This window comes from Pseudomonas sp. TAE6080, assembly GCF_018732265.1.
Classification (GTDB): domain Bacteria; phylum Pseudomonadota; class Gammaproteobacteria; order Pseudomonadales; family Pseudomonadaceae; genus Aquipseudomonas; species Aquipseudomonas brenneri.
On the sequence record NZ_JAHIDY010000088.1, the window covers coordinates 1 to 4,582 of the forward strand.

Annotated in this window: 7 protein-coding genes; all 7 read left to right on the forward strand. The window is 48.1% G+C overall.

Annotation, left to right across the window (positions count from 1 at the left end; translation table 11 throughout):
- The coding region (locus tag KL786_RS29185) for a hypothetical protein (RefSeq protein ID WP_215519812.1) at positions 1-259 on the forward strand (259 nt) is incomplete at its 5' end.
- Between the two features lie 56 nt (positions 260-315).
- Positions 316-681 (forward strand): prefoldin domain-containing protein, encoded by a 366-nt coding sequence (locus tag KL786_RS29190; protein ID WP_215519813.1) that lies wholly within the window; start codon positions 316-318, stop codon positions 679-681.
- A gap of 9 nt (positions 682-690) precedes the next feature.
- Positions 691-903, forward strand: a complete 213-nt coding sequence (locus KL786_RS29195) for a hypothetical protein (RefSeq protein ID WP_215519814.1) — start codon at positions 691-693, stop codon at positions 901-903.
- Positions 894-1,181 (forward strand): hypothetical protein, encoded by a 288-nt coding sequence (locus KL786_RS29200; protein ID WP_215519815.1) that lies wholly within the window; start codon positions 894-896, stop codon positions 1,179-1,181. The genes KL786_RS29195 and KL786_RS29200 overlap by 10 nt, the downstream gene beginning before the upstream one ends.
- 104 nt (positions 1,182-1,285) lie before the next feature.
- A complete protein-coding gene (locus KL786_RS29205; RefSeq protein ID WP_215519816.1) occupies positions 1,286-1,927 on the forward strand; it encodes an NUMOD4 domain-containing protein in 642 nt (213 codons plus the stop codon).
- Positions 1,928-1,943: 16 nt separating this feature from the next.
- Complete coding sequence (locus KL786_RS29210) at positions 1,944-2,615, forward strand: hypothetical protein (protein WP_215519817.1); 672 nt, start codon at positions 1,944-1,946, stop codon at positions 2,613-2,615.
- Between the two features lie 1,012 nt (positions 2,616-3,627).
- Complete coding sequence (locus KL786_RS29215) at positions 3,628-4,335, forward strand: recombinase family protein (protein WP_200660266.1); 708 nt, start codon at positions 3,628-3,630, stop codon at positions 4,333-4,335.
- Positions 4,336-4,582 lie beyond the last annotated feature (247 nt).

Sequence of the window (4,582 nt, forward strand, 5' to 3'; positions counted from 1 at the left end):
TGGACGCTGGGGAAGTGGTGGCGCTACAGGAAGCTGGGATACACCAACTACCAACCTCGCCCCTGTGGTCAATATTGAAGGCGACAAAATCAATATTGAACTTCACGGATCAGCCTCAGAAGAGGATCGGGCCAAGGCCATGGCAGAACTTGAAAAGGTTCTAGACAAGAGGGATGAAAAGCTACCTGCACTTGTGGACAGGGCTATCGGAAATATCATCTTTAACGCACGCGCCACATCGGCCGAAGTACGCAAGTAAGCATTAAGGGGCCACACAGAAGCCCCTTACTTACTCAACCCAAAGGAGACAACCATATGGCCGATATGAAACTCGGAATGGGTTGGCTCGGAACCATCTTCTTCTTTATCGTACTCTGCCTGGGAATCACCATATTCAATACTTCATTGATATTCAGCGGAGATACCCAGACATTGAAGGAATCTACAAACTACACGGACAGTAGAATGACGGAACAGAAAGTATACGTAGACCAACGCACACTAGACCTCCGTGAAGAATACTTAGGTATCGCTCGCCAGCAAGCCACATCAAACCGCTACCTAATTCTCTTAACTTGCACAGCCAAGAAGACCATGAGCGAATGCAAGAAAGAACAAGAAGAACTCGACCAACTCCAACGTGAAAGCCAACAACCACGCACCATTCAACCTAACCAATAGGAGAAATAAATGGCAAAACCAATTCTATCGCTAAAGAAAAGACCCCCAGAGATAATCGAACCCGAAGAACTCCCAACCACCCCCCTCATCACGACAACTGAAATCAATGTATGGGATTACACACAGGAACAAGACTTCTCAGAAGACTACAATCCACCTCAACGAAAGCGCCGTAAAGACAAGCATGTTGAGCAATATCGAAAAGAAGCAAAATGGCAATGAGAGAATACAATACATATGATATGTACGGACTCCTGCAAGGTTTTCTAGAAGCTCTAGGCAAGCATGCCAATGCTATCCCACTGCAAGTGCGTGCAGAGCTCGCAAGGAGCTTTGTAGAGGCTCTTCCAGAAGACCCAGAAGACGTACACTTTGAAGAGGTGCATATTAAAGCACCAACGCAACGAGAGCAATTTAAACAACTGGCAGCCCAGCGAGAACCATCTACACCAACTGCACCACCGAAACTTTCTCCACTTGGCGAGCTCATCGCACACTAACACTCCCTCCCGGCAATACTACCTGACTCTTCTCCCCACACAACACAAAGTCCGTGGTACGTCTCCGTATTGCCTTCTACCTCCCACAGAAGGAAACCACAACAATGAAATCTTGTTTTAACAACCCTATTACAGAAACCGAATCTTTCCATCCAGCGGATGTGTACTTCACACTGGAGCACATCAAGTGTACTGCTGATGAAAAATGGAGAATCATTCCCGACTTCAGCAGATATCAAGCATCTACATCTGGACGCATCCGAGATGCTTACACCATGGAACTCATCAAACAAAACTTCAACCCCAACCAGCAGTATTACCGAGCAACTCTTACAGGTGATGATGGCAAGCGTGGAAACCAGTTCGTTCATCGCCTAGTTGCAAAAGCCTTCTCCTGGGCTCGCCCGCTAAGAAAGGGCGATGGCTGGGTTATCGACCATATCAATCACAACGGTGAAGACAACAGACCTTGCAACCTCCGTGCAATCTCCGCCGTAGCCAACGCTAACAACAAACGCGATCAAATCCGGCATTGGTACGACGACCTATTACTTACAATCCCGTTGATCTTCGCAAGACGGTACGGCGTTAGAACCTCCCTAAAAGGGAAGACCCTTCCCGCATACGCCAGAGTAATCAACGCAATCAAGAAATTCCCAGACCATCCAATCGAGCATGCATTCATTGTATCTGAATGCTCTGTCGGCATGCCCCACCTCACACATCCTGAATATTTGATCGCATAGCCATAGAAGCCAACTTATGAATAAAACTTACCAAACTATCAAAGTCGAAACTGATTTCACAACCGGCGAACTTACCGAAGTCACTCGCACTTACTCAAGCACACCATTCACTGCATCAGGCGACAGTTACCAGAACCTAGCGACAGCACAGGAGCCCGTACAACCGCACTGGAGCCCAGAGCACACGAAAGACGCCCTACGCCTCCTAGAAGCCGCCAATGACTCCCCTGAAGCCCCTCAGAAGGCCATAGAGCTTCTTCCAGAGAGGAAGGACAAAAGGGGACGTAAACGTAGTTCTTACTTCAATACGATAGCCTTGCATGTGATGCTGGCTGACCTCCAGGGGAATGAGGATCAGAGCGACTCATTACCGCCTCAGAACTGGGTCGAAGACTACATTATGGGGGCGTGCTACGTCGTTGCTGGCGCCAGTAAAGGCATACTAAACGTAAGCCCAAGGCACGTATACGGAGCCTGTAAGATGGAGATGATCAGCACCGAAACAATCATGACTGCGGCAAATGTTGAAGATCGTCAGGCACGCAGAATCGCACAGTGTGCTAGGTATGCCTTGAAGGGTATGCAGATGCACCTTAATCGGCACCCCGCCCTAATGCGAGCCCTCAGCACCGAGGTGGAATTCATCCGGGAAGCCAGTGAGAGCTTTAAGCTTGAGTTTGCAGCGTAGGTCACGCAACCCGTGGCCTTCAGCCTGATACTCATCATTCATATGCGTGGAATTTTAAGAGCTAATTCCGAACAATATATTGCACGCGGCGTAAGAAATTCAACACAGCCTCATGATATATAGAGAGCCTACAGCGAACGGCCAGAGCAAAGCGACGGCATATCATGACGGACCAACGTCGCAGGCGGTGGAACGTGCCGTGAATGCATCAAGATTTAATTCGGTCGGACTATAAAGACCGGAGGTCTGAAAGCTGAAATCTATAGTATTTTATTTCGGTCGGACTATAAAGAGAGCGAAGCGAACGCACAGACGGGACGTCTACACTGACAACCCTTTGAATACTAGAAATTAGATAGTCATTAAATTACTAATGAATGTAGCGAACCATTTCTAATCTAGCACCTACCATCAAGCTTGCTTGATAATGTTATACCTCTTGAACGTAGTTCAACGCTTAGCACGATGATGCAGAGCATCAGAAGCTTCATTTAGATTTTATAGAATACTTTTAATAATTCTATTATTACTAACTAAAAATTGATCAACTTAAAGAGGTAACAGCTTACAGCTCACGCTGTAGTGTGCTAACGCCTGACTTCAGTCAGATGGGTGCTCAGCCGTGTCGGTGACGACACAGGTATATAACCTACTCAGACGCTAACAACCTGATTACAACCTGATCCCATCCAAGACAAACCCTTTCTCCATGGTAGTTTCCATGATGGAAATGCGCACCATCTGTGAAGTGAATCCCCGTATTCATTGGGCTTGAATGTCTTTGTGCTAAACCTGATGCGTTCACGCACACCAATAATCGTTTTTGTGCAAAATCGCATTTAATTGTATGCCCACCTGACGCCCTTGTAGCACGTCAAATCCCCACTCGACCGATTCACTAAAACCCATCAAATCTGTATTTATCATTTGCAGGAATGGTCGTTCTTCGAATTGACAAATATGGGCTTCAGTCTGACAATGGAACCTCAGCCAGCAAGCCAAGGATCAGAAAATGAAAGTGGTCGCCTACATCCGAGTATCCACAAAGGGCCAAGGTGATAGTGGTCTGGGCTTGGATGCTCAACGCGACTACATCACTCGTGCTGCTGATCAGAACGGATGGCAGATCGTTGGCGAGTTCATCGACGTAGTATCGGGCAAGCTGGCTATTGAGGATCGTCCTGAAGGTGCAAAGGCACTGACTCTGTGCAAGGAGCAGAACGCACAGTTGGTAGTCGCCAAGCTGGATCGACTCTCACGCTCTGTTCACCACATCGCACGGTTGATGGAGCAGACAGAATTCAAAGTCGCCACCATGCCGCAAGCAAAGACCTTTGAACTCCATCTATTCGCAGCACTAGCCCAACAAGAACGTGAGTTCATCGCGAGCCGTACCCGTGAGGCTCTGGCATCCCTTCAGAAGCGTGCTGACGATGGTGATGCAGTCGCAGTACAGAAGATAAACAACCGCTCTCAGGCGCTTGCCAAAGGCCGTGCTGTCGCTGACATTACAGTCGCCAATGATCAACGTATGAAGAACGTGAACGCACATCAAGCGGCGGTACAACCCCACCTACTGGCATGCCTCTACAACAAAGTGAATACGCTTCAGTCAGTGGCCGATTGCCTCAACTCCAAAGGCTTGCGTACGCCTCGTGGTAGCGCGTTCACACCTACAGCAGTACGTCGCCTAATGCTCGCTTTCAACGTCTCCTTCTGAAGCTGTAGAGGCTTCAGAGCCGCCCAACTTATTTTGATTTTCCACAGGTTTCTATTTGAGCCAGTCGTGCAGTGCTAAGCACCTACCGCACTCAACCCAATGCCCTAGTGCTTTCTATTATTTTTCCCCACCAGCATGGAGGAAACGACAAGAGATGCTCGCTTATTTTTTGCGGGATTTTGGGAAATCACACTAGGGAAACTCTGAAAAAGACTTTCTGATTTGGCAAAATACCGCGACCCCACCC